This is a genomic window from Clostridioides sp. ZZV15-6383, from assembly GCF_020657735.1.
In the GTDB taxonomy this organism is placed as follows: domain Bacteria; phylum Bacillota; class Clostridia; order Peptostreptococcales; family Peptostreptococcaceae; genus Clostridioides; species Clostridioides difficile_D.
In genome coordinates this window covers 1-21678 of record NZ_JAGWCV010000037.1, presented here as the reverse complement: position 1 = coordinate 21678, position 21678 = coordinate 1, and the positions used below count along the sequence as shown (strand labels likewise).

Genomic DNA, 21678 nt, shown 5'->3' with positions numbered 1-21678 from the left:
ATGTGGCAAAATTAACTGAGAAGCAAAAAAGGTTTTGTGATTACTATATTGAGACTGGCAATGCAACAGAAGCAGCAATAAGAGCAGGATATTCTGAAAAGACTGCTAAAGTAATAGGTGCTGAGAACTTAACAAAACCATACTTAAAAAGTTACATTGATGAAAAACTAAAAGAATTTGAGTCAAACAGGATAGCTGATGCCAAAGAGGTTATGGAGTATTTAACTAAGATAGTAAGGAATGAAGCAAAAGAGGAAGTGGTTGTAGTTTCTGAATATGGTCCAGAAATAATAAAAAAAGATGTAAGCATAAGAGACAGGAACAAAGCTGCTGAACTTCTAGGTAAGAGATATAGGTTATTTACTGATAAGGTAGAAGTTGAAGGGACTGGTATAGTTCAAATAGTAGATGATATAGATGAATGAGATTAGATTAAAAAATATTATAGCTCCAAGCTTCTATAATGTGCATAAACTTATTAAGCAAGATGTTTATACTCATTATTGGTTTAAAGGTGGGAGAGGTAGCACAAAATCATCTTTTATATCATTAGAAATTGTTTTAGGTATGATGAGAGATGCTCAACAAGGCAAATTAACAAATGCAGTTGTAATTAGAAGAGTTAAAGATACACTTAGAGGTTCTGTTTATGAACAGATACAGTGGGCTATTTACACATTAGGGGTTCAAAATGAATGGGAAATACCAGAATCTAAGCTTCAAATGACTTATAAACCAACAGGTCAAGTAATTTTATTTAAAGGAGCTGATAAACCTAAGAAATTAAAATCTACTAAAGTGTCTAAAGGTTATATAAAATATGTTTGGTATGAAGAAGTAGATGAATTTGAAGGTATGGATAAAATTAGGAATGTTAATCAATCTTTGCTTAGAGGTGGGAATACATATAATGTTTTTTACTCATTTAATCCACCAGAAAGTCAAAGAAATTGGACTAATATGGAGGTGATAGAAATGAGAGAAGATAAATTTATTCATCATAGTAATTACTTATCTGTACCAAAAGGATGGTTAGGAGAACAATTTATAGTGGAGGCTGAACATCTTAAAAAAGTAAATCCTACTAAGTATGAGCATGATTATATGGGTGTTGTAACTGGTACAGGTGGAGAGGTATTTACTAATGTAACAGTAAGAGAAATATCAAATGAAGAGATAAATAGATTTGATAGAGTAAGAAGAGGTCTTGACTTTGGATATGCTAAAGACCCTTTATCTTATATTGTTATGAACTATGATAAAACAAGAAAAAGGTTATATATATTCTTTGAGATTTATAAAGTAGCATTAGGAAATTCAAAAGCTGTTGAGCTTATTTTAAAAGAAAACATAAGCAATAAAAAGGTAATTGCAGATAGTGCAGAACCTAGAACCATAAATGAGTTTAAAAAGTTAGGTTTAAAAATAATTGGTGCTAGAAAAGGTCCAGATAGTGTAGAACATGGAATAAAATTCTTAAGCGAGGAAGTAGAAGAAATAATAATAGACCCTATAAGATGCCCAAATGCTAAGAGAGAATTTTTAGGATATGAACTTGAAAAAGATAAAGAAGGTAATTTTAAAGGTGAGTATCCAGATAAAAATAATCATACTATAGATGCTGTTAGATATGGTATGGAAGATGTAATGTTAAAACGAAAGGGATTATCAATACTTAAATAAAAGTGAGGTGAATAGATGAATATAGAAGTAGTTAAGAAGCTGATTAAAAAACATGTTCCCTATCATTCTGATGTAATATCTAAATCAATTATATCTGAAAGATACTATAAGAATAAAAATGATATATTATTTAAAACTTCTAATAGGGAAGAGGAAGAAACTGAAAATCCACTCAGAAATGCTGACAATAGAATATCAAGTAGTTTCTATAGCTTGTTAGTTAATCAAAAGGCATCATACTTATTTACTTATCCACCAACTTTTGATGTATCTAATAATAGAACAAATAAAGCTATTACAGAAGTTTTAGGCGATATCTATCCCAAAATATGCAAAGACTTATGTATAAATGCAAGTAATAGTGGAGTATCATGGTTACATCTATGGAAAGATAAAGACAGTAAGTTAAATTATGGTGTGGTTGACAGTAAACAAGTAATACCTTTATGGTCCTCTGATTTAAATAAAAAACTTATAGGGGTACTTAGAGTATATGATGAAATAGATGAAAATGGTGACAACTATATAATCTATGAATATTGGACAGATACAGAGTGCCAAGCATATAGAAAACTAGATGACTTAGATATAGATGAACTAGAAGTTTATAATATGTTCTCTATAACATATGGAAATGGAGATATATTAGACAATAGCAATACACTTAAACATGATTTTGGAGAATTACCATTTATTCCATTCTTTAATAATAATATAAAGACAAGTGATTTGGATACTGTAAAATCGTTAATTGATACTTACGACAAAGTTTTTAGTGGTTTTGTAAATGATTTAGAAGATATACAAGAGATTATATTTATTTTAACCAATTATGGAGGAACAGATTTAAAAAGCTTCTTGGAAGATATGAAGAAGTATAAAACTGTTGAGGTAGAAAGTAATGGGATGGATGATAAAAGCGGTTTAAGCACACTTACAATTGATATTCCAGTTGAAGCTAGAGAAAAGTTACTTATGATGACAAGAAAGGCTATATTTGAGCAAGGACAAGGTGTTGACCCACAACCAACTGACTTTGGTAATGCAAGTGGTGTAGCACTCAAATATTTATATTCACTTTTGGAGCTTAAAGCAGGTCTTATGGAGACTGAGTTTAAATTGAGTTTTGGAAAACTAATAAGAATGATATGCAAGAGTTTGAATTTAGAATGTAATATAGTAAATCAAACATGGACAAGAAATGCTATTGCTAATGATTTAGAATTAGCAGAGATATGTGCAAAAAGCGTTGGTATTGTTTCTGATAAAACAGTATGTAAAAATAGTCCTATTGTAGAAGATGTAGAGTATGAAATAGCACAGATTAAGAAGGAAAAAGAAGAAGTTCAAAGAGAGTATGATGATTTGATACCGAATGATGGTGTTATAGATGAAACATAAAGATTATTGGAGGAAGAGATTTGAACAATTAGAAGAAGCTCAAAATAACAAAAGTGTAAAATATTATCTTGAATTAGAAAAGCAATATAAACTAGCTATGAATAGTATAGAAAAAGATATATTAGCATGGTACAACAGATTTGCCAAAAATGAAGGAATATCTTTATTAGAAGCTAAGAAACTACTAAATACAAGAGAACTAGAAGAGTTTAAATGGAGTGTAGAAGAATATATTAAATATGGTAAAGAAAATGCTATAAATCAAAAGTGGATGAAAGAGTTAGAAAATGCTAGTGCAAGAGTTCATATAACAAGGCTTGAAGCTTTAAAGTTACAAATACAGCAACAAGTAGAAGTTTTATATGGAAATGAACTTGATGGTATTGATAAACTAATGAGAGATATTTATACAAGTGGATACTATCATACAGCTTTTAATGTTCAACAAGGAGTAAACGTTGGTTGGAGTTTAATGAGTCTTGATACTAATAGAATAAATAAAATTATCTCTAAACCATGGGCAACAGATGGATTAAACTTTAGTGAAAGAATTTGGGGTAAACATAGACCTGCTTTAATCAATGAGTTATATACTAAACTGACACAATCAATTATTAGAGGTGAGAATCCAAAAAATCTAGTAAATGACTTTGCTAAGAGGTTTAATGTGTCTAAATCACAAGCTAAGAACCTAATAATGACTGAATCAGCTTTCTTTGCATCAGCAAGTAGAAAAGATTGTTTTAGTGATTTAGATGTAGAGAAATATGAGATTATTGCTACACTAGATTTAAAAACATCAAATATATGTAGAGAGTTAGATGGAAAAGTATTTGATATGAAAGATTATCAAATTGGAGTTACAGCTCCACCATTTCATTGTCGTTGTAGGACAACAACAGCTCCTTGGTTTGAAGATGAAGAAGGCTATAGAGCAGCAAGAGATGAAAATGGGAAAACTTATTATGTTACATCTAATATGAAATATAAAGAATGGTATGAAAAGACATTTATAATTGATAAAAAAGATGATATACTAAGTAATAAGAGTTGGTTAAAAGCAGATTTCCCAACTGAAAAGAAATTTAAAAAGCATGTAGAAAAACACTTAAATGAATATGGAAATATAACTGCTGAAGAATATCTATCTACTGCAAGAAATTTGTTATCAGAGCAATTAAGTAATGATGTAGAAGGGTTTTTAAGTAAAGATAACTTTTTATTTAAGTATAGAAAGAGTACTAATGATTTTGCTGTTGGAAGAGCTGATGGTAAAATATCAACCTTATTTAAGCCAAAAGAAGGTTATAATTACTGGTTAGAACAAATAAAAGAATATAAGGAGGTTTAGATATGAATTGTCCAGTATGTGGTAAAGATGTAGATGTGTTTGATATTTGTGAAAATTGTAATTGGCAAAACAGTGGACCAAAAGAAACTAATTACAAAGGACCAAACAAAATGTCATTAAAAGAAGCTAAAGAAGCTTATGAAAAAGGTAAAAAAGTAATATAAAAGCACTTGCTAAATAATAAATTAGTAGGTGCTTTTATTATGTAAAAATTTAAAAAAGGTAGGTGATTTTAATGTGTATATTAACTCAAGTTATAGTTGTAGTTTGTGTAGTACAAATCGTTATTAATTGTATTGCTAATGTTAATGTAGGTATTCTTTGTAATAAATTAAAAAAAGAAAATAAAGCTAATATAGATAAAGTTTCTGATGAAATTTTAAAGAGAGTAATGGAAGAATTAAATAAATCATTAGATAAAAGTCTATAAGAAGTTTTTTATTAAATAAAAATTTAAGGAGGCTTATATTATTGAAAGAATATATGATTTGGTTTAAAAGTGGCAATAGCATATCTGGAATAGTAGATGAAGATGTTGCTGATGAGTTAATGCAAGATTTTATTGAAGCTGATTCAGCTTACAGGGACTTGAAAGGATATTTAGATGAAGATGGAACAACAATAATAAATTTATCACAAATAGAGGCTATATCAATAAATAATTGTAGCGAGAATAATAACATTGGTTTTAATCCTAGATAGGGCTTTTTTATTATGTAAAAAATGAAAGGAGACATTTAAAATGGATTGGTTAAAAGAATTGCTAGAAGGAATAAAAATAGAGGATAACAAGATTGATGTAGCTTCTTTACAAAAGTCTATAGAAAAGAAAATAAAAGAGACTACAGTTACCAAAGAAGAATATACAAATCTTGAAACACAACTTAATACAGCTAATACAACAATAAAAAAATTTGAGGGAGGTATGACAAAGGAAGATGTAGAGAATTTAAAAGATACACATAATAATGATTTAGAAAAGCTAAAAAAGGATATGGAAATCTCAAAAAAAGAATATGAATTGAAAGGTAAATTAAAAGATTTAGGTGTTGTAGATGCTGATTATATAATTTATAAACAAGGAGGAACTGAAAAGTTTAATTTTGATAATGAAGGAAAAGTAATTGGTTTAGAAGATACAATAAAAGTTTATAAGGAAAACTCTCCACATTTATTTACTGGTGGTAAACCAAATTATATTCCTAAAGGTGGAGATGATTATAAAGGTTCTAATCCTTGGTTAGAAAAAAGTTTCAATTTAACAGAACAAAGCAAAATATATAATGATAATCCAGCTCTAGCAAAAGAATTAATGACTGCTGCTGGTAAATAACATAAAGGAGGTAAATATGAATAAAAATAAAAGTCTAAAAATGAATATACAATTATTAGCTGGGAGTGAAGGGGGAACAAAACTAAGTGATATAATTGTTCCAAGTTTATTCAATCCATATGTAATAAATAGAACAATGGAAAAAAGTGCATTATTACAAAGTGGAATCATAACTAATAACTCTGAGTTTGATAAATTAGCTTCTCAAGCAAGTCCGCTTGTAAATATGCCATTCTTTGAGGATTTAACAGGTGAATCAGAACAAATAATTGAAGATGTTGATTTACAAAATAATAAAATAACTTCAAATGCAGATGTTGCAGTAATTATGAGAAGAGCAAAAATGTGGAGTGCTACAGATTTGAGTGCTGCTTTAGCAGGAAAAGACCCAGCAGGTGCTATTGCTGAATTAGTATCTGGTTTCTGGGCTAGAGATATGCAAAAAGAACTAATTGCTATTCTTAAAGGAGTATTTGGAACTACTAAGGCAGTTGGAGAAACAGTAGCAGAAACTAGGTTAGCATCAAATATACTAGATATTTCTTCGAGTTCTGGTAATGCTGCAAAATGGAGTGGTTCAGCGTTTATTGATGCACAACAAAAGTTAGGTGATGCAAAAGAAACTTTAACAGCAGTTGCAGTACACAGTGCTGTTGAAGCTGAACTAAGAAAACAAAATTTAATTGAAACTGTTCAACCTTCTAATAGTGGTCCAATATATTTTTATCAAAATAAAAGGGTTATAATTGATGATGGTTGTCCTTATGAAGGAAGTGGTTCTAATATAGTATTTACTTCGTATTTATTTGGTGAAGGTGCAATAGCTTTAGGAAATGGTAATCCAGTAGGATTTGTAGCTACAGAAATAGACAGAGATAAGAAAAAAGGCTCTGGTGTTGATTATATTATAAATAGAAAGACTTTTATCATGCACCCTAGAGGAGTTAAGTTTACAAATGAAAATATGGCTAAAACAGAAGGTCCTTCAAGAGCTGAACTAGCAGATGCAACTAATTGGAAGCCTGTTTATGAACCTAAACAAATTAGAATGGTAGCTTTTAAGCATAAAATATAGATATGGAATATAAAATAATAAAAATTAAAAGACTCTTAGGGTTTAGTGGAGAAGATGATTCAAAAGATACTGTATTAGAGTTTATATTAGAAGACGTAGAAGAAATAGTAAGAAGCTACTGTAATATACCTACTATACCAGAACAATTAAATAGTACTATTTTAAGAATGGCTATAGATGTGTATAAAAATGAGAGTCTAGGAAGCGAAGATATTGCATTAGGCTCTATTTCTTCTATATCAGAAGGTGACACATCTATTTCATATAGAAGTTCAGCTAGTGAATTTAAGGAATCTTTACTTAAAGATTATAAAGCACAACTAAATAGATACAGAAAAATTAGGTGGAAATAATGATGGATAAGACTAGAAAAGCAATAGAAATGATGTATAGAGATAAATGTACTATAGTTGAGTATCAGCCAATTAAAGACCCTATAACAAAGCGAACAAATAACAAAGAAGTAGTTGTATTAGAAAATCAACCTTGTAAGCTTTCGTATAAAAATACTACATCAGCTACAGATGGAAAAGTGGCTAAACTTACACAGACGATTAAACTCTTTATATCTCCAAATATAGAAATTAAAGCAGGTTCAAAACTTATTATAACTAATCAAAATAATATTACAAAAGAATATGTAAGAAGTGGAGAATCTGCTATATATCCAAACCATCAAGAAGTGCTATTGGAATTATGTGAGGATAAAGCATAATGGCTAGATGGGGTAGTGTTGATTTTAGAGAGTTTAAAAGAGCTTGTAAAAGGATGGAGAAATTTACAAAGATTGATTTAGATAAGTTTTGTAAAGATGCAGCAAGAGAATTAGCAGCAAGACTCTTAGGCAAAGTAATTAGAAGAACACCAGTCGATACAGGATTTTTGAGAGAGGGTTGGAGTGGAGTAGCTTATGCTAGGTCGCTTCCTGTTTACAAACAAGGTAATAATTATATTATAGAAGTTGTTAATCCAACTGAATATGCAAGTTATGTAAATTTCGGGCATAGAACTAAAGATGGAAAAGGTTGGGTAAAAGGACAACATTTCTTAACTATTTCAGAGATGGAACTACAAAGTCAAGTTGATAAGATTATAGAGAAAAAGTTATTAATCTTGTTGAAAGGAGTATTTGATGCTTAATAATATAATTGATGGAATATCTATTAAATTAGATAAGTCGTTTGGAAATGAATATACAATTTATAGTGAAGATGTGGAGCAAGGTATAAATGAACCTTGTTTTTTTATTTGCCCTCTAAATCCAAGTAATACACCATACCCAAATGGTAGGACGCTAAAAAAGAATTCTTTTGATGTACATTATTTTCCTCGTTCAAAAGATAAGAGTTTTGAAATAAATGAGATAGCTGAAATGTTACTGGAGGAATTAGAGTATATAGAAATTGATGGAGATTTAGTTAGAGGTACAAATATGAACTTTGAAATTATAGATAATGTACTTCATTTCTTTGTTGATTACAATTATTTTACTATCAAAAGTAATAATACAGATAAGATGGATACAGTAGAGTTATTTGGTGGTTTGAAGAGAGGTGATAATTTTGAGTAAAACATTAAGTAAAGAAGAAAATTATAAGTTTACTAAGGAGCAGATAGTTAATTCTAAGAAGTATGTAAATAGAAAAGACTTGTTAAATGCAATTTTAAAAGAAGATGAATTGTATTCCTTCTCAGAGGTAGAGGATATGATAAATAAATTCATGAAAGGAGTGAGTTAGATGGCTTTAGGTGGAGGAACATTTGTAACACAGAATAAAATACTTCCAGGTGCTTATATAAATTTTATCTCAGCTAAGAGGGCAACAAGTTTTCTTAGTGATAGAGGTATTGTTGCTATGCCTTTAGAACTTGATTGGGGTATTGATGAAGAAGTATTTCAAGTGACTAGGGATGATTTTGAAAAGTATTCAACTAAGTTCTTTGGATATGATTACACTCATGAGAAGTTAAAAGGTCTTAGAGATTTATTTAAAAATATAAGACTAGGTTATTTTTATAAGCTAAATAAAGGTGTTAAAGCTAGTTGTACTATTGCTACTGCTAAATATAGTGGAATAAGAGGTAATGATTTGAAGATAGTAGTTGCAACAAACATTGATGATAACACTAAGTTTGATGTTGTAACACTTTTGGATAATAAGAAGGTAGATACTCAAATAGCAAAAGTTATTACAGATTTAGTAGATAATGATTATATTATTTGGAAAAAGGATGCAACACTAGAAGCAAGTGCAGGACTGGTATTTAGTAACGGAACTAATGGAGAGACAATTACAGGAGCAGAGTATCAAGTTTTTCTTGATAAGATAGAAAGTTACTCATTTAATTCTTTAGGATGTTTAGCTACTACAACGGAGATAAAAAGTCTATTTGTTGAGTTTACTAAAAGAATGAGAGACAAAGTAGGAGCAAAGTTTCAAACTGTATTATATAAGAAAAGTGATGCAGATTATGAGGGTGTAGTATCTGTAGAAAATAAGATTAAAGATAAAGATTTAGTTGAATCTAGCTTAATTTACTGGGCTACTGGAGCTATAGCAGGATGTGACATAAATAAATCTAACACTAATAAAAAGTATGATGGTGAGTTTGATGTAGATGTTAATTACACTCAAATACATTTAGAAGAAGCTTTAAAAACTGGTAAGTTTATATTTCATAAGGTTGGAGATGAAGTTCATGTATTAGAGGATATAAATACTTTTGTATCATTTACAGATGAAAAGAATGACGACTTTTCAAGTAATCAATCTATTAGAGTACTTGACCAAATTGCTAATGATATAGCGATTTTATTTAACGATAAATATCTTGGTAAAGTGCCTAACGATAAGGCAGGAAGAATAAGTTTCTGGAATGATGTAGTAAAACACCATAAAGAATTAGAAAACATTAGAGCAATAGAAGATTTTAAAACTGATGATGTTAGTGTGGAGCTTGGAAATGACAAGAAAACAGTTATAGTGAGTGATGCGGTTAAGGTTATAAATGCTATGAGTAAGCTTTATATGACTGTTTCAGTTAGTTAATTAGGAAGGAGAATATTAGAATGGCTAAAAATATTACTATGAAGTCAAAAGATGCAATAAGTGCATCTTTGGCAGAATGCTATGTTACCATTGAAGGTAAAAGATACCTTCTTATGCAGTGTATCAAGGTAGAGGCTAAGTTTAAGAAGAATAAAAGTAAGATACCAATTTTAGGGCAAACAGGAAAAGGAAACAAAACTACTGGATGGGAAGGAACAGGAAGTGCAACTGTTCATTATAATACTTCTATTTTTAGAAAACTTATGCTTAGATATAAGGAAACTGGAGAAGATATATATTTCGATATGCAAATTACTAATGAAGACCCAACAAGTTCAGTAGGTCGTCAAACTATTATATTAAAAGATTGCAATATGGATGAGGTTACATTAGCTAAATTTGATGCAGATAGTGAATATTTAGATGAGGATATAGATTTTACTTTTGATGATTGGGATATGCCAGAAGAATTTAAAATTTTATTAGGTATGATATAGAATGCACATTTATAAATTATAGATGTGTGTTTTTTATGTAAAAATTAAAATAAAAGGAGAATTAAGAAATGAGTAATTTAAGTGCTTTTTTAAGTCAAAATGCAATAAAAAATGAGAATGTAATGTATGTGGCAAGTGATAGATTTTTAGATGAAGAAGGAAAACCAGTAAAATGGGAATTGAGGGTGCTATCTTCCGAGGAAGATGAAGCATTAAGAAGAAACTGTACCAAAAGAGTGAAAGTGATTGGCAATAATGGGAAGCCAACAGGTCAATTCACAAGTGAAATTGACTATAATAGTTATGTAGCCGAATTATGTGTAGCATCTACAGTATTTCCAGATTTGAAAGATGTTGAGTTGCAAAATAGTTATGGAGTTATGGGAGAAGCTCAGTTATTAAAGACAATGCTTACAGCAGGTGAGTATGTCAATTATACAGTAAAGGTAAATGAAGTAAACGGATTTGATACAACTTTTGAAGATAAAGTAGAAGAAGCAAAAAACTAATTAGAGGTGGCGATTTTGATGCTAGCATTACTCATTATTGTATTCAAAAATTAAAGTGGAGACCTAGTGAATATATGAACTTAGAAGTTAATGAGAGAGCATTAGCAGCTGCCTCCATACTGGTTAAGATAGAAGATGAAGAGGAAGCAATGAAAGAAGCTGAAAGAGAGAAAAAGAGAGGTAGAAGAAGATAGCAAAATAAAAAAATAAATATAGAATAGGTAAAATATGTAATAATTATATGTTATAATATTTTTAGCAAGAAGATGTAATCTACAATTTATAGAGTGGAGTTCATACTGGGATAAAACCTACTTCCTAATGAAAGGAGGTGGGAAGTATGGACAACTTTTTACTTAGTATATTAGCTAGCTTGATAGCTAGTTTAATTGGATATATCGTTTGTAGATGTATCAAAAACGTAAAAAGCCACTCTACTCGTGGCAAGAGTAAAAGTGGCTGGGAACTTGGCTTTAAAATAAAGTTCCGCAAATTTAAATAATTTATATTTTTTAAAATTATGAACTTCACTCTACCGCTAAATAGATTGTAGTTCTTCTTGCTTTTATTATACCACAAATTAGAAAAAATATGCAAAGTACTTGTTTTAATAGCAAGTACTTTTTGTGTGAAAAAGAAGGTGATTAAATGAATAAAGATATAGAACTTACAGAAAAAGATTTATATTGTATTGCTAGACATATTCAAGTGTAAATATTTATTTTATACATATAGAATGATTATAAATTGATATTATTAAGAATATTTACTATTTTGAATTATATATCTAAAATAGTAATTTAAAAAAACTTGTTGAAAGTAAATGGCAGAATTTGTTTTAAATTATAAGTATTTAATCTTTATTATTCTACAATATCAGCGAGAATAATTTGTTATACTTTAAGTGAAATTATCAATAAAATAATTATGGGGGAGAATTATATTATGAATGGTCAAGAAGTATCAGAAAAAATAGATTTTAAGAAAGGAGTAAAAAGCATACTAAAAGAAATTTTCGTTTCGCTTAATATGAAATACTTAATAAAGTCATATATAATTAGTGCAGTACTTACTTTAATTTTTCTATCATCAAATATTCCATCAGTAGGAATGTTTATTATAATTATGGCTAATGCTATATTATTTCCTTTCTCAGCTTTAGTATATGATGATTTATTTAGTCTTATGATGGGAAACACATTATTTATAATGCCTATTGTTTTTATATTTTTATGGAAGCTAATAAAAGTAATTTTATTATATACTTTTGCAATTTTTATTGCTCCACTTGGAATTGCTTATATACTGATAAGGAATAGAGTTGTTAAATAAATAAGCATAGAAAACACTTACTTAAATAGTAGGTGTTTTTTTATTGAAAGGATGTGATTATAATGTAAAAATTTTACTTATATAGTATAATATTGGTAAATAATGTTATAGGGGGATGTTATATTATGAAGAAAAAAGTATGTTTTTTATTTTCTATTCTTATAGTTATCTGTTTAGCTATTGTAGGATGTTCTAATTCAGAAAGTCCAGAGGAGAGTAGTAAAAATAATGAACCAAAAAAAGAAGAAAAAAAGGATAAAGAAGTAGTCATAGGAGAGAAAATTATTTCAGATAAAATGGAAATCACTATTAATAATATTGAATTCTCTTATGATGTTTTACCAAAAGTTAAGGAAAGTTTATATACACATTATCCTGCTGAGTCAGGCAAAGTATATATTGATATTGCTGCTGATATAAAAAATACTCAAAAACAAGAGTTAAATTGTTCAGATTTACTAACTATTGAAGCAAATTATAATGATGGGTATAAATATTCATCACAAACAATAGTAGAAGATGAAACAACAGGTTTTACTTATGATAATATTACCAGTATCGACCCTTTAGAAACGAAGGGAGTTAGATTTATAATTGATTGCCCTGATGAAGTAAAAACAAGTGATAAGCCGCTGGTATTAAGTTTTACATTTGATGGGAATAAGTATGTTTATAAAATGAAGTAACTTATTTAAAATGAATATATTATAGTGCTAAGGAGATATTTTATGAATGATACAGTAGAATATATATTTTGTAGCGAATGTGGAGCAAGGTGTTTAAAAGGAAGCAAATTTTGCAATGAATGTGGAACAAAAATAGATGATGTAAAAATACAAAAAGAAAGCATTACTAAAGATAAGGAATATGATTTAAAAGGTGTTGATTTACAACATATAATGCAAGAAACAAGTTTTATAAAAGCTTCATCTGTAAGAAGATTGAAAGAATTAACTGGAATAGAGTTGGATGATTGTAGAAAAATATTAGAAGAACCATATCAAAAATATTATAATGAAAATGCTGATATGCTTGAAGAAAAAAGAAAAAAAGAAGATGATATATCAAAAATTAGAAAAGCCAAAGAGGAAAAGAAAGAAAAAGAAAAAATAGCTTGTTGCCCTGCATGTGGCTCAACTTCTTTGACAGCACATAAAAAAGGTTTTGGCATGGGAAAAGCTATAACAGGAGCTACTATAGCAGGAGGCATTGGTCTCGTAGCAGGAAACATAGGAGCAAAGAAAGTTAGAGTTACATGCTTGAGCTGTGGCAAGCAATTTTGGGCAGGTAAAAAATAGATATATTAAGATTATAATAAAGAAAAGGAAGCGCTTACTAAATTAGTTAGTGCTTTTTATTATGTTTAAAATAATAAGAAAGGAGAGTGAGGAAATGGCTACGATACAGACATCAATAAAAATTTTTGACGGAATGACACCCGCTTTTCGTAATATGACTAATTCTATTAATACAACAATTAATAGTTTAGAGAGATTGCAAGGCAGATTGAATAATCCACTCAATGCAGGTAATATACAAGCTTCTCAACAAAGTTTGAATAACATAGAAAGTATTCTCACAAGGATAGAACAGAAAATTGGAAAAGCAGATGAAGAACAAAGAAAGTTTAATGAGGATATCAATAAAGGAGCAAGTTCTACAAATAATTTACTTGGAAGTGTTAAGAAACTAGCAGGAGCTTATTTAGGATTAAAAAGTATTGGAGGGTTAGTAAATTTAAGTGACCAAATGACCAGCGCAAATGCGAGATTGAACATGATAAATGATGGTCAATTATCTGATGGAGGATTAAATAAAATGATTTTCCAATCTGCTGAAAGGTCTCGTGCATCTTACTTAGACACAGCACAAATAGTATCGCGAATTGGTATGAATGCAGGAAGTGCATTTAGTAGCACTAGAGAAATAGTAAGCTTTGCTGAACAATTGAATAAAAAATTTATAATAGCAGGAGCTAGTACACAAGAAATGAGTTCAGCATTATTGCAGTTAACACAAGGTTTAGGAAGTGGAGTTTTGCGTGGGGAAGAATTAAACGCTGTATTTGAGTCAGCACCTAATATTATTAAGTCAATTGCTGACTATTTAGACGTGGATATAGGAAAGATTAGAGGCATGGCAAGTGAGGGAATGCTTACAGCTGACATTGTAAAAAATTCATTGCTTGCTGCATCAGCTGAGACAAATGCTCAGTTTGAAAAAATGCCTTTTACGCTAGGTCAAATCTTTACTAGTGTAAAAAATAATGCAGTTATGATATTTGGAGCTATACAGAAGAAAATTGAGGACACGGTCTCAAGCAGGGGATTCCGAACCTTTATAACTGATGTTACAGATTCGTTGTATGTCTTGGGAGCTGTTGGATATAATGTTTTCAATGGGTTTATTGATTTATTGAGTAGTCCAGCATTTATTGGATTTTTTAATCTGATGATTGTTGGAGTTAGTCTAGTAGCTCAAGGGTTAGGATGGCTATTAACAACTATAGGAAGTGTCATTAATTTTATTGCACAGGGATGGAGCATAATACAGCCTTTATTAATCACTAGTATTGTATTGTGGGGGTTATACAAAGCTGCTATTTTAGCAGGTGTTGCAATTACTGCTATTCAAGTTAGTTGGACAGCTCTGCAAGCATTTTGGACTAATTTATTAAATGGTTCATTATTAACAAATATAATGATGAATATAGCAGCAAAAGTATCTACAGATGCTTTAAGTGGTTCTATGTTACTTCTAATTACTACTATAGTAATGGTTGTAGCTACAATAGCTCTAGTAATAGCAGCAGTTTTCGTAGGAGTAGCAGTTTTTAATCATTTCGCAGGGACTAGTGTATCTGCTATAGGTGTAGTTGCAGGTGCAATATCAGTTGCAGCTGCTTTTGTAGGAAATTTATTTATTGCAACAGGGAACTTAATTATAGATATTGTAGCTTTAATATATAATAGTTTAGCAAACTTTGCAGAGTTCTTTGCTAACTTTTTAGACGACCCGATTGGCTCTGTCATAAGGGCGGTATCTAGAATGGCTGATGCGGTATTAGGTATTATAAGAAGTATCGCAAGTGCATTTGATACAGTTTTTGGCTCAAATTTGGCAGATGCAGTAAGTGGATGGCAAGATACATTACAAGGTTGGACTGACAAAGTAGCAGGAGAAGCTAAGATAAAAGTTGAACGAATGGATCCTAATAAACTGCATTTTGACAGATTTAATTATGGAAAAGCTTGGGATGCAGGTTATAAATGGGGAGATAAACTAGAAACTAACATAAAAGATAAATTTGATATTAGTAAAATAGCAGAAGATGCAAAGAAAAAACTTGGTCTTGACGACTTGTGGGATAAAAAATATGGACTCGGTGAAGGCATAGGTTCAGCAGGATTAAACTCTCCGCTGAACGATGCAGCAAAAGGTGCAAAAGATACAGCGGGAAATACAGCAAAAATGGCTAAAACAATGGATAAAAGTCAAGAAGACTTAAAATATCTTAGAGACATTGCAGAACAAGAGACTATCAATCGATTTACAGGAGTAAACATAAAAATTGATATGAACAATACAAACAACATAAGTAAAGATGCAGATGTGGATGGTATAGTTAATGTACTAACAGAAAAATTAAATGACGCTATGGTTGTATCTGCTGAGGGAATAGTTTAGGAGGTGTTTAAATGGCTTATGATTTTTACCTAGATGGAGTACAATTACCAATCCCACCACCCAAACTTGAGATTAAAGTAACAAACAAAAATAAAACAGTTGATTTAATAAACACTGGAGAAGTAAACATACTAAAAAAAGAAGGGCTATCTGAAATAAGTTTTGAAGCAGAATTTACACATAATAAATTACCGTTTTACAAAGGTGCCTTTAAAGATGTTCAATTCTTTTTAAGTAAACTAGAATTACTAAAGACAGATTGTAAGCCATTTCAATTTATTGTATCGAGGGAATTAGGTAATAAAGTACTATTTAACACTAATATAAAAGTATCTCTTGAAGAGTATGCTATTTTAGAAGATGCAGATAATGGCTCAGATACAAAAGTTGCAATAAAGTTAAAGCAATATAGAGATTACTCAACTAAAAAGTTAGTTCTTGCCCCTCCTAAAAATGAGACTGGTAGACCTAATGTAAAGATAGAGCCAAAACGAGTTGATTCAGTCAATGCCACAAACACTAAAACATATACAGTCAAAAGTGGAGATAGTCTTTGGTCAATTTGTCAGAAACAACTTGGTAATGGTTCATTATATAAGAAAGTATATGAACTAAATAAAAGTATGATGGATAAGGCTAACAAGGGTAAAAAAGTACCTAAATATACCATCTACAAAGGGCAGGTGTTAAAACTTGGATGATGAATTAGTATTAGCAAATGACAGAGATGTAAGATTAGTTATTGCACATTGGGAAGACTTTTATGAACCTGTAGTTTTGGATGGTATCACATGGGAGATAGAAAGACGAGGAGCGCCAAGTAAACTAGAATTTACAATAGTCATGGATGATATATTAGAGTTTTGTGAGGGTAATTCTGTAAGGCTGTATTATAAAGGAATAGGTATATTCTATGGATATATATTTCAGAAGAAAAGAGATAAAGAAAATCACATTAAAATTGTTGCTTACGACCAGTTGAGATATTTTAAGAATAAAGATACTTATGTATATAGTAATAAAACTGCATCCGAACTTGTAAAAATGTTAGCTAAAGATTTTAATTTAAAATACAATGTCATAGAAGATACAAAATATAAAATATCTAGGATAGAAGAAAACAAAACACTCTTTGATATGATTTTAACTGCACTAGATGATACTCTAAGAGAGAAAAAGGAAATGTATGTTTTATATGATGAGTTTGGAAGAATAACATTAAAAAATGTTGATTCTATGAAACTAGATACTATCATGAATAATGATGTAATTGAGGATTTTGACTATAATTCAAGTATAGATAGTGATACTTATACAAAAATTAAACTTGTAAGAGATAATGAAGAAGCAGGAAAAAGAGATGTATATATTGCACAAGACTCAACGCATATGAGGAGTTGGGGAATACTACAACTATTTGAGACAGTTGATAAAAATATGAATGAAGCAGAGATAAAGCAAAAATGTGATATACTTCTAAAACTATATAATAAGAAAACTAAGTCATTAAGTTTAAAAAATGTACTTGGTGATATTAGAGTGAGAGCAGGTTGTTTAGTACCTGTTTTTTTAGATTTAGGAGATATTGATTTACAAAATTATATGTTAGTTGAGAAAGTAAAGCACACATTTGAAAATAATTCGCACTTTATGGATTTGACTCTTGTTGATGGAGATGAATTTGCTTCTTATTCTTCAAGCTCATATAGTAGTGGAAATACTAATAATAAAGATGAAAAGAAAAATGGTCCTGCACAAAGTACTACAAGTAAAGAAGACAATGATATGATAAATAAATTAAATAAAGTATTTAAAAATAAGTTATCAAATACAGGAAGTATATTTGTTAAATATTCTAATGCTTACAAAGTCAATGCAGCTTTAATGGCTGCTATTTCTATACATGAAACTGGTAATGGAAGTTCTTCACTTTGTAAAAATAAAAATAATTTCTTTGGAATGAAAGGAATGTCTTTTGGCTCTGTAGATGAAGGAATAAAAAGAGGTATAAGTAATTTATCAAGAAATTATATCCATACAGGAAGGAAAACATTAGAAAGTATAAGAGATAAATATGCACCTCTTTATGACAGTCCTCTTAATAAAGATTGGGTACCAGGAGTAGGAAAGTTCTATAAACAGATAACAGGAAGTAACTATAGTTCTAATAATGCAGGTACAGGAGTTGGAAGCAACGAGGAAGCAGAAAAGAATTTAAAAGATGTAACTTATCAAATTCAAGGCAACAACCAAAGCAGTAGTACAAATAATAGCTCTAAAACAGATAAATTAATTAATCTAGCAAAAAGTAAATTAGGTTGTAAATATGTGTATGGAGCTACAGGACCTAATACTTTTGATTGCAGTGGATTTATTCAATGGTGTTATAAACAAATAGGTATAAAAATTCCTAGGACTGTTGCAACGCAAAGTAAGGCAGGCAGTGCAGTAGATTTAAAAGATAGAAGCAAGTGGAAAGCAGGAGACTTATTATGTAGAGTTGGTGGAGGTAGTAGTAATCACGTAATGATGTATATTGGAAATGGTCAAATGATTCATTCACCACAGACTGGTGATGTAGTAAAAATACAATCAGTTGATTCATATAGAAAAGGAAAAGCATATACACATGTGAGAAGATTTATATAAGTGAGGTGGCAATATGAGCCAAGATTTATTACAGATAATAAAAAAAGCTGCAATGGATGCAGTAGAAACAAGTAATCCAATGAGAGTTGTATTTGGAACAATAGAAAGTATTAGCCCTCTAAGAGTTAAGATAGAACAAAAACTATCTATTGGTGAATTTTTTATAATACAAACAGATACATTTAAAAGATATACAGACAAAAAGGTGGGAGACAAATTGGTTTTAATTCGTATGCAAGGAGGGCAACAATACTTGATTTTAGATAGGATGTGATAGAGTGTTACCAAGTGATAATTTAGATTATGATATTGAAGATGTATCAATAATTAATTTTGATGTAAGGCAAGAACCAAGTAAGACCTTTAAATTAAATATAGAAAAAAACAGAGTAGATGGTATTTGTGATGATGTGGAAGCATTAAAACAGACCATCTTTTTAATTTTGAACACAGAGAGATACCAACATTTAATTTACTCTTGGAATTATGGAGTCGAGTTGAACGACCTTATTGGAGAGCCTATATCCTTTGTAATACCCGAACTTGAAAGACGAATCAAAGAAGCACTAATTCAAGATGATAGGATTGAAAATATAGATAATTTTGAGTTTGAAAATATAAAAGGAAAGGTCCATTGTAAGTTCACAGTTTACAGTAAATATGGAAATATAAAAGCAGAGAAGGTGGTGAGTGTTTAGTGTTTGAGTTAATGACTTTTGAAAATATAATTAAAAGAATGTTAGATAGTGTACCAGATACCTTTGATAAAAGGGAAGGTTCTATAATATATAATGCTCTTGCTCCTGTTGCTATAGAACTTACAGAAACTTACATTGCCATGGATGAATTACTAGACCAGACATTCGTAGATACTGCTAGTTATTACTACTTAGAGAAAAGATGTAAGGAGAGAGGTATTACACCTTTACCTGCAACCAATACAATTGCTAAGGGTGTCTTTAATATAGATATTCCACTTGATTCTAGGCTTAATCTAGGAGAGTATAACTATGTAGCAATTGAGAGAATATCTGAAGGTATATACAAGATGAAATGTGAGACTGCTGGACCTATATTTGAACTTGGTCAGTTGATTCCAATTGAATATATAGACGGTCTTGAAACTGCTGAATTAACAGAAATACTGATAAATGGAGAAGATGAAGAATCAGAGGACAGTTTAAGGCAACGATATTATGATAGCCTAAATTCACAGAGCTTTGGTGGGAATATACAAAACTATAAGGATGAAGTTAACAAAATACAAGATGTTGGAGGAGTTAAGGTTTATCCTGTTTGGAATGGTGGAGGAACTGTTAAGTTAGTAATAATTAATTCTAATTTCAAAGTACCAAGCACTGACTTAGTTAATTTAGTTCAAGAAGAAATTGACCCAATCGGACATCAAGGAGAAGGTCTTGGGTTAGCACCAATAGGACATAAAGTTACTGTTACAGGTGTTGTGAGTACAACTATAAATATATCAGCAGAAATAACATATAAGAGTGGTTACACTTGGGAGAATATAAAATCAATTGCAGAAGAAGTAATTGACGATTATTTAAATGAGTTAAATATGAGTTGGGAAGATGAAGAAAACTTAATAGTCCGTATATCTCAGATAGAAACAAGGTTACTTAGTATTGATGGAGTACTAGACATTACAAATACTATGATAAATGATGCTAAATCTAATCTAACAATAGATAGTAACAGCATAGTAGTGAGAGGTGAGGTAGTTGGATAAAGAGATTAATCTAATAAATTACTTACCACAAGTTTTGCAGGATAAAGAAGAATATATAAAAGTGTTTAATGTAGAAAACAAAGAAATAAAAACATTATATGAAAAATTAAAGGACCTATCAAATGACCAGTTTTTAGAGGACTTAACCATAAGTGGTATAAAAAGATGGGAAAAAATAATGTCTATAACTCCCAAATCAAATGAGACTTTAGAGGATAGAAGGTTTAGGATTTTTAGTAGATATATAAGTAAATTACCTTACTCAGAACGATTTCTTAGGAACTGGCTAGATTCAATTGTTGGTCAAGGTAATTATGAGTTAACTATTAATAATTCTATTTATAATATACACCTTGAGAGTGATGCTAGAAATCAAGATTGGTTTGAGGAAGTTCATTCTTTTGTAAGTAACATAAAACCTTGTAACATGAGTCTTGATTATACTAGAGTTTTAGTTAGCAAGGATAATGGTGTGTACTTTGGAGCAACCACTATTACAGGGTATGAGATTACAATTTACCCTTGGTCACCATCAGATATTGAAACACAAGGAGAGATTAATATACTTAGTGGCAATGGATTTGGATACCAAGAGATTACAATTTATTAAATAGGAGGTGGTAGTTTGGCTACAGAAAAAAGTTACTATACAATATTAACAAATGTAGGTAAAGCTAAGATAGCAAATGCAAGTTTAGTAGGAGAGAAAGTTGATTTTGTTAAGATTCAACTTGGAGATGGTGGAGGAAATGAGTATAATCCTACAGAGGAACAAACAGCATTAAAAAATGTAGTTTGGGAAGGTAAAGTAGGGAATGTCAAGACTAATGAAAGCATGACAAATTGCTTAATTTTAGAAAGTTTAATACCTGCTAGTGCTGGTGGATTTGTAGTTAGAGAGATAGGTTATTTAGATACAGAGGGTAATTTACTTGCTATATCAAAGTATAGGTCAGCATATAAACCTAAAGTGGAAGATGGAGCAGTAATTGACATGAAGGTAAAGACTATATTTGTTGTATCTAATGTAAATAACATAGAACTCAAGATAGACCCAACTATAATTTTTGCCACATTAAAAGACATACAAGATTTAGACACTAAAATAGATACAACCAAAACAGAGTTAACAAGCAACATAGAAACTGCTAAAACAGAGTTAAATAACAAAATAGGGGACACAACACAACTTACTACAACAGATAAAACTAGTCTTGTTAGTGCAATAAATGAGGTAAAAACTAGTGTAGATAGTATAGAAACAACAGCAGAGAAAACAAGTTATGATAATACAGTAAGTAAACTAAATTCTACCAATGTCCAAGGGGCAATAGATGAGTTATGTACTAGTGTAAATACTGCTA

Annotated in this window: 29 protein-coding genes; all 29 read left to right on the top strand. The window is 30.1% G+C overall.

Going from position 1 to position 21678, the window contains the following annotated elements:
* The first annotated feature begins 2 nt into the window (after positions 1–2).
* Positions 3–425 carry a terminase small subunit gene (locus KGF42_RS13265; RefSeq protein ID WP_227826489.1) on the top strand — a complete coding sequence of 141 codons (423 nt, stop codon included), beginning with the start codon at positions 3–5 and terminating at the stop codon, positions 423–425.
* Positions 418–1683: a PBSX family phage terminase large subunit gene (locus KGF42_RS13260; protein WP_227826488.1), complete on the top strand. Its 1266-nt coding sequence runs from the start codon at positions 418–420 to the stop codon at positions 1681–1683. Before KGF42_RS13265 ends, KGF42_RS13260 begins: the two co-directional genes overlap by 8 nt.
* Positions 1684–1698: 15 nt before the next feature.
* The gene (locus KGF42_RS13255) at positions 1699–3084 is read left to right on the top strand and encodes a phage portal protein (RefSeq protein WP_227826487.1); all 1386 of its coding nucleotides are present in this window, start codon (positions 1699–1701) and stop codon (positions 3082–3084) included.
* Positions 3074–4435, top strand: coding sequence for a minor capsid protein (locus tag KGF42_RS13250; RefSeq protein ID WP_227826486.1), 1362 nt, complete (start codon positions 3074–3076; stop codon positions 4433–4435). Before KGF42_RS13255 ends, KGF42_RS13250 begins: the two co-directional genes overlap by 11 nt.
* 2 nt (positions 4436–4437) lie before the next feature.
* Positions 4438–4599, top strand: coding sequence for a CPCC family cysteine-rich protein (locus KGF42_RS13245; protein ID WP_076613451.1), 162 nt, complete (start codon positions 4438–4440; stop codon positions 4597–4599).
* A 71-nt stretch (positions 4600–4670) separates the two neighbouring features.
* The gene (locus tag KGF42_RS13240) at positions 4671–4865 is read left to right on the top strand and encodes a hypothetical protein (RefSeq protein WP_227826485.1); all 195 of its coding nucleotides are present in this window, start codon (positions 4671–4673) and stop codon (positions 4863–4865) included.
* 41 nt (positions 4866–4906) lie between these two features.
* The gene (locus tag KGF42_RS13235; protein ID WP_227826484.1) at positions 4907–5137 is read left to right on the top strand and encodes a hypothetical protein; all 231 of its coding nucleotides are present in this window, start codon (positions 4907–4909) and stop codon (positions 5135–5137) included.
* A 40-nt stretch (positions 5138–5177) separates the two neighbouring features.
* Entirely contained in the window at positions 5178–5768 is a 591-nt protein-coding gene (locus tag KGF42_RS13230; RefSeq protein ID WP_227826483.1) for a phage scaffolding protein, read from the top strand.
* A 16-nt stretch (positions 5769–5784) separates the two neighbouring features.
* A complete protein-coding gene (locus KGF42_RS13225) occupies positions 5785–6843 on the top strand; it encodes a major capsid protein (RefSeq protein WP_227826482.1) in 1059 nt (352 codons plus the stop codon).
* A 2-nt stretch (positions 6844–6845) separates the two neighbouring features.
* Positions 6846–7196: a phage head-tail connector protein gene (locus KGF42_RS13220; protein ID WP_227826481.1), complete on the top strand. Its 351-nt coding sequence runs from the start codon at positions 6846–6848 to the stop codon at positions 7194–7196.
* A 2-nt stretch (positions 7197–7198) separates the two neighbouring features.
* The gene (locus KGF42_RS13215; protein WP_227826480.1) at positions 7199–7558 is read left to right on the top strand and encodes a hypothetical protein; all 360 of its coding nucleotides are present in this window, start codon (positions 7199–7201) and stop codon (positions 7556–7558) included.
* Positions 7558–7983 (top strand): HK97 gp10 family phage protein, encoded by a 426-nt coding sequence (locus tag KGF42_RS13210; protein WP_194655000.1) that lies wholly within the window; start codon positions 7558–7560, stop codon positions 7981–7983. Before KGF42_RS13215 ends, KGF42_RS13210 begins: the two co-directional genes overlap by 1 nt.
* Positions 7976–8413, top strand: coding sequence for a DUF6838 family protein (locus tag KGF42_RS13205; protein WP_194655001.1), 438 nt, complete (start codon positions 7976–7978; stop codon positions 8411–8413). The genes KGF42_RS13210 and KGF42_RS13205 overlap by 8 nt, the downstream gene beginning before the upstream one ends.
* Positions 8397–8582, top strand: coding sequence for a hypothetical protein (locus KGF42_RS13200; RefSeq protein ID WP_413927020.1), 186 nt, complete (start codon positions 8397–8399; stop codon positions 8580–8582). Before KGF42_RS13205 ends, KGF42_RS13200 begins: the two co-directional genes overlap by 17 nt.
* The gene (locus KGF42_RS13195) at positions 8583–9893 is read left to right on the top strand and encodes a phage tail sheath family protein (RefSeq protein ID WP_227826478.1); all 1311 of its coding nucleotides are present in this window, start codon (positions 8583–8585) and stop codon (positions 9891–9893) included.
* Between the two features lie 20 nt (positions 9894–9913).
* Positions 9914–10390, top strand: coding sequence for a phage tail tube protein (locus KGF42_RS13190; RefSeq protein ID WP_018112724.1), 477 nt, complete (start codon positions 9914–9916; stop codon positions 10388–10390).
* Between the two features lie 68 nt (positions 10391–10458).
* Positions 10459–10899 (top strand): phage tail assembly chaperone, encoded by a 441-nt coding sequence (locus KGF42_RS13185; protein ID WP_227826477.1) that lies wholly within the window; start codon positions 10459–10461, stop codon positions 10897–10899.
* 340 nt (positions 10900–11239) lie between these two features.
* Positions 11240–11401: a type I toxin-antitoxin system toxin gene (locus KGF42_RS13180; protein WP_009901465.1), complete on the top strand. Its 162-nt coding sequence runs from the start codon at positions 11240–11242 to the stop codon at positions 11399–11401.
* Between the two features lie 443 nt (positions 11402–11844).
* A complete protein-coding gene (locus tag KGF42_RS13175) occupies positions 11845–12231 on the top strand; it encodes a hypothetical protein (protein ID WP_227826476.1) in 387 nt (128 codons plus the stop codon).
* A 125-nt stretch (positions 12232–12356) separates the two neighbouring features.
* Positions 12357–12917: a phage lipoprotein gene (locus tag KGF42_RS13170; RefSeq protein WP_021359010.1), complete on the top strand. Its 561-nt coding sequence runs from the start codon at positions 12357–12359 to the stop codon at positions 12915–12917.
* A 42-nt stretch (positions 12918–12959) separates the two neighbouring features.
* Positions 12960–13529, top strand: a complete 570-nt coding sequence (locus KGF42_RS13165) for a zinc ribbon domain-containing protein (RefSeq protein WP_227826475.1) — start codon at positions 12960–12962, stop codon at positions 13527–13529.
* Between the two features lie 94 nt (positions 13530–13623).
* Positions 13624–15918, top strand: coding sequence for a tape measure protein (locus tag KGF42_RS13160; RefSeq protein WP_227826474.1), 2295 nt, complete (start codon positions 13624–13626; stop codon positions 15916–15918).
* Positions 15919–15929: 11 nt separating this feature from the next.
* Positions 15930–16619, top strand: a complete 690-nt coding sequence (locus KGF42_RS13155) for a LysM peptidoglycan-binding domain-containing protein (protein WP_227826473.1) — start codon at positions 15930–15932, stop codon at positions 16617–16619.
* Positions 16612–18567 carry an NlpC/P60 family protein gene (locus KGF42_RS13150; protein WP_227826472.1) on the top strand — a complete coding sequence of 652 codons (1956 nt, stop codon included), beginning with the start codon at positions 16612–16614 and terminating at the stop codon, positions 18565–18567. The genes KGF42_RS13155 and KGF42_RS13150 overlap by 8 nt, the downstream gene beginning before the upstream one ends.
* Before the next feature lie 13 nt (positions 18568–18580).
* On the top strand, positions 18581–18841 hold the full coding sequence (locus KGF42_RS13145) for a DUF2577 domain-containing protein (RefSeq protein ID WP_227826471.1): 261 nt from the start codon (positions 18581–18583) through the stop codon (positions 18839–18841).
* Between the two features lie 4 nt (positions 18842–18845).
* The gene (locus KGF42_RS13140) at positions 18846–19265 is read left to right on the top strand and encodes a DUF2634 domain-containing protein (RefSeq protein ID WP_227826470.1); all 420 of its coding nucleotides are present in this window, start codon (positions 18846–18848) and stop codon (positions 19263–19265) included.
* The gene (locus KGF42_RS13135) at positions 19265–20314 is read left to right on the top strand and encodes a baseplate J/gp47 family protein (RefSeq protein ID WP_227826469.1); all 1050 of its coding nucleotides are present in this window, start codon (positions 19265–19267) and stop codon (positions 20312–20314) included. Before KGF42_RS13140 ends, KGF42_RS13135 begins: the two co-directional genes overlap by 1 nt.
* Entirely contained in the window at positions 20307–20924 is a 618-nt protein-coding gene (locus KGF42_RS13130) for a YmfQ family protein (protein ID WP_227826468.1), read from the top strand. The genes KGF42_RS13135 and KGF42_RS13130 overlap by 8 nt, the downstream gene beginning before the upstream one ends.
* Before the next feature lie 15 nt (positions 20925–20939).
* Positions 20940–21678: phage tail protein (locus KGF42_RS13125; protein ID WP_227826467.1), on the top strand; the 739-nt coding region annotated here is incomplete at its 3' end.

Excerpts from the sequence above, each read along its gene's own strand:
- KGF42_RS13180 (WP_009901465.1), top strand. The coding sequence starts at position 11,240 with ATGGACAACTTTTTACTTAGTATATTAGCTAGCTTGATAGCTAGTTTA.
- KGF42_RS13220 (WP_227826481.1), top strand. The coding sequence starts at position 6,846 with ATGGAATATAAAATAATAAAAATTAAAAGACTCTTAGGGTTTAGTGGA.
- KGF42_RS13190 (WP_018112724.1), top strand. The coding sequence starts at position 9,914 with ATGGCTAAAAATATTACTATGAAGTCAAAAGATGCAATAAGTGCATCT.
- KGF42_RS13205 (WP_194655001.1), top strand. The coding sequence starts at position 7,976 with ATGCTTAATAATATAATTGATGGAATATCTATTAAATTAGATAAGTCG.
- KGF42_RS13245 (WP_076613451.1), top strand. The coding sequence starts at position 4,438 with ATGAATTGTCCAGTATGTGGTAAAGATGTAGATGTGTTTGATATTTGT.
- KGF42_RS13225 (WP_227826482.1), top strand. The coding sequence starts at position 5,785 with ATGAATAAAAATAAAAGTCTAAAAATGAATATACAATTATTAGCTGGG.
- KGF42_RS13250 (WP_227826486.1), top strand. The coding sequence starts at position 3,074 with ATGAAACATAAAGATTATTGGAGGAAGAGATTTGAACAATTAGAAGAA.
- KGF42_RS13160 (WP_227826474.1), top strand. The coding sequence starts at position 13,624 with ATGGCTACGATACAGACATCAATAAAAATTTTTGACGGAATGACACCC.
- KGF42_RS13155 (WP_227826473.1), top strand. The coding sequence starts at position 15,930 with ATGGCTTATGATTTTTACCTAGATGGAGTACAATTACCAATCCCACCA.
- KGF42_RS13215 (WP_227826480.1), top strand. The coding sequence starts at position 7,199 with ATGGATAAGACTAGAAAAGCAATAGAAATGATGTATAGAGATAAATGT.
- KGF42_RS13145 (WP_227826471.1), top strand. The coding sequence starts at position 18,581 with ATGAGCCAAGATTTATTACAGATAATAAAAAAAGCTGCAATGGATGCA.
- KGF42_RS13230 (WP_227826483.1), top strand. The coding sequence starts at position 5,178 with ATGGATTGGTTAAAAGAATTGCTAGAAGGAATAAAAATAGAGGATAAC.
- KGF42_RS13165 (WP_227826475.1), top strand. The coding sequence starts at position 12,960 with ATGAATGATACAGTAGAATATATATTTTGTAGCGAATGTGGAGCAAGG.
- KGF42_RS13185 (WP_227826477.1), top strand. The coding sequence starts at position 10,459 with ATGAGTAATTTAAGTGCTTTTTTAAGTCAAAATGCAATAAAAAATGAG.
- KGF42_RS13175 (WP_227826476.1), top strand. The coding sequence starts at position 11,845 with ATGAATGGTCAAGAAGTATCAGAAAAAATAGATTTTAAGAAAGGAGTA.
- KGF42_RS13210 (WP_194655000.1), top strand. The coding sequence starts at position 7,558 with ATGGCTAGATGGGGTAGTGTTGATTTTAGAGAGTTTAAAAGAGCTTGT.
- KGF42_RS13170 (WP_021359010.1), top strand. The coding sequence starts at position 12,357 with ATGAAGAAAAAAGTATGTTTTTTATTTTCTATTCTTATAGTTATCTGT.
- KGF42_RS13255 (WP_227826487.1), top strand. The coding sequence starts at position 1,699 with ATGAATATAGAAGTAGTTAAGAAGCTGATTAAAAAACATGTTCCCTAT.
- KGF42_RS13195 (WP_227826478.1), top strand. The coding sequence starts at position 8,583 with ATGGCTTTAGGTGGAGGAACATTTGTAACACAGAATAAAATACTTCCA.
- KGF42_RS13260 (WP_227826488.1), top strand. The coding sequence starts at position 418 with ATGAATGAGATTAGATTAAAAAATATTATAGCTCCAAGCTTCTATAAT.
- KGF42_RS13240 (WP_227826485.1), top strand. The coding sequence starts at position 4,671 with ATGTGTATATTAACTCAAGTTATAGTTGTAGTTTGTGTAGTACAAATC.